We start from the raw sequence: 2,551 nt of genomic DNA, 5'->3' as shown, positions 1-2,551 counted from the left end.
CCGGCGATCTCGCGGGTGCCGAACCCCTTCTCGATGAACCGAGCCACGCTGCGCTTGCGCAGGTCGTCCTCATGGTCGCGCAGGCGGGGTACGGCCAGGTGCTCGCCCGGCCATGCCTCACACAGTCGCTTGGCGGCTGGCAGACCCAGCAGGCGGACCAGCAGGTGGCCTTCCTCGGCCACGATGGGCACGTAGAGGTTGCTGCCGTCACCGAACCAGGCCACGAGACGCAGTGTCGCGCTGAAGCCGATCACGGCGCTGATGTCATCGAGGGTGGTGTTTCGCAGTTCCATGGGGGTCTTTCCGTTTCAGTCAAACCGTGTGAACGGGATGTTGTGGCCCGACAGCAAACCTTGCAGGTAATTGATGTGAGCCCGCATCACCTTGTACGGGTGCGAGGTGCCGTTCGGATGCCCTACTGGTGCCATTTGCACATTCAGATCGGCCTGACCGAGATTGTTGAAGTGCTCAATCCAAACACGTTCATGGGCATTGCGTCGTTTCTGATCAAGCAGAATTGCCGAAGCTACTTCCTCCAAAAGACATGCTTTGATGTCCCATCCGGCCAGCACCATCTGTGCCATCCAAACCTGACACGGCCGGGCATTTTTAGGGGCGATGTTGTGGTGATGGGTGTAAAGCCTTTTCTCGATACGAACGCTTGACCCCACGTACCTAATCTCACCTGACAACGGGTCTAGCAATCCGTAAACACCCGAGGTGTACGGAAAACTCGCTCTGATCACACAGTGCAATTTGTCGTGTTCAAAAATCTGCATAAAACCAATCTGCAATTTGTCTACAAGTTTCTCCGTTAGTGACGCAAGTGACGCATTTAGGTGCTTTTTCCAAAACTCTCTTTACGCATAGGTGGAAAAAGTCAAAAAAGGGCAAAATGCGTCACTTGCGTCACTCTGTAGGGCTAAAACAGGTCCGCTGAACCCTTTATGCGTAACCCAGACCTCAAGCGCACGCCGCCTGACCCCCGGATTGGCGGAAATCTCGTGTCCAACCGACGCGATAGAGCGGTGCTACTTCGGATGTAATTGAGCAATCCGCGACCGCGAGCGAACATTTCCCACGAGTCCCACAGCTCTTTTGACGACACCGTGGCCGAAGGATCAAGGTCGCAGCACTCATCCAGCCACTCGGCCAAGAGGTCCATCTGCGACCGATAGGCGTCGCGGGCCGCGAGAACGCGCTTGGGCGGCACGAGGCCGTCCTTCTGATACCGCAGGGCTGCCTTGACGATCAGCGCAAGGATGCCGGCCATTTCCAGGGCGAGTTTTTCCTTCCGTTTTCCATCCTTGGGCACGTTCGGGTCGTTCTCAAAGTTGCGCTCGAACGGCAGCATGCCCATGCGGCGCCAGATGCCGTTGTCGTTGCCCTTGATGATCGGCTTGTGGTTCGTCGGCATGTAGACCACCCATGTCGGGGTCATCTCGACGCTGTGCTTGGCATGGATGCCCNTGCCGTTGTCGTTGCCCTTGATGATCGGCTTGTGGTTCGTCGGCATGTAGACCACCCATGTCGGGGTCATCTCGACGCTGTGCTTGGCATGGATGCCCCGGGCAGTGATGGTGTCGCCCCCGGTCATGCTCTTGACCATACCCTCACGCAGCTCGCCGTTTTCATCCGGCTCATTGACATAGACGAAACGAGCCCCCCGCAATCGAACAAGGTCCTCTCGCGGGCCACCCCCGCCCCCCTTATTACCATCTGCCACAAACGAAGCGGCATCGGCCGAGCGGGCGTAGCTGCCGAACGCCTGGCGCACGGCGTTGAAGATGGTGCTCTTGCCGTTGGCCCCGTTGCCGAAGGCGATGAACATGATGTCCTCGATGGGGGTGCCCATGAGCGCGTACCCGAAGGTGCGCATCACGTACTCCACCATGTCCTCGTCGCCCGAGAACACCTCGGAGATGGTGCGCTCAAACACCGGCGCCTTGGCCCGAGGGTCGAAGTCGCAGGCCGCCACCAAGGTGATGCGCAGGTCTGGGTCCGGGGGCAGCAGCGCGCCCGTGCGCAAGTCCACCACGCCGTTGCGCACGCCCAGGTAGTGGCTGTGCTTGTCCAGCTCGGCAGCCGGCACGGCGACGCGCGGATCGCTGGACGCCAGCTTGACCATGTTGCTCACCATCCTGGCCTGCTGGCTCAGGGCGCAGAACTGGAAGAACTCGGCGCGTTCCTCGTGTTCCTCGACCTCGTTGACCAGGGCGCGGATGGTCTCTTTCGCCAGATGCTCGATTTCCACGTCCACCGCGCGGCGCCAGTAGACGCCGGTCCAGATGAACCACGTTCCGACCTCGGGCACGAACATCAGGCCGTCGCCGTAGCGGTCCAGCATGCGCTCGGCGTTGCCGAACTCGGTCAAGGGCCGCTTGGCCTGCACCGTGGCCGCCCGTGGTCCCACCAGCAGGGCGCGCGCCTGCGTGATGGGCATGTTGGTCTTGGTCAGGGCCTTGTAGCGCGCCTGGAAGGCGCCAATGATCTCCGTGCGCACCAGCGGGTCGTCAGGGATCAGCAGCTTCAGCTTCTCCAGCACCTCCTT

Annotated in this window: 3 protein-coding genes; all 3 read right to left on the bottom strand. The window is 60.5% G+C overall.

The window, feature by feature from the left end:
- A partial coding sequence (locus I6F10_RS19820) for a hypothetical protein (RefSeq protein ID WP_197099295.1) occupies window positions 1-293 on the bottom strand: 293 nt, incomplete at its 3' end.
- A 15-nt stretch (window positions 294-308) separates the two neighbouring features.
- Window positions 309-779 carry a GIY-YIG nuclease family protein gene (locus I6F10_RS19815; RefSeq protein ID WP_147273793.1) on the bottom strand — a complete coding sequence of 157 codons (471 nt, stop codon included), beginning with the start codon at window positions 777-779 and terminating at the stop codon, window positions 309-311.
- Between the two features lie 143 nt (window positions 780-922).
- The gene (locus I6F10_RS19810) at window positions 923-2,347 is read right to left on the bottom strand and encodes a DNA primase family protein (protein ID WP_442960941.1); all 1,425 of its coding nucleotides are present in this window, start codon (window positions 2,345-2,347) and stop codon (window positions 923-925) included.
- Window positions 2,348-2,551 lie beyond the last annotated feature (204 nt).

The organism is Pseudoalteromonas sp. SWYJZ98, from assembly GCF_015864495.1.
Lineage (GTDB): Bacteria > Pseudomonadota > Gammaproteobacteria > Enterobacterales > Alteromonadaceae > Pseudoalteromonas > Pseudoalteromonas distincta.
Note: the sequence above shows the minus strand (reverse complement) of the source record. Positions and strands in the feature narration are given on the sequence as shown.

Coding starts and splice junctions, on each gene's coding strand:
- I6F10_RS19815 (WP_147273793.1), bottom strand. CDS start 779: ATGCAGATTTTTGAACACGACAAATTGCACTGTGTGATCAGAGCGAGT.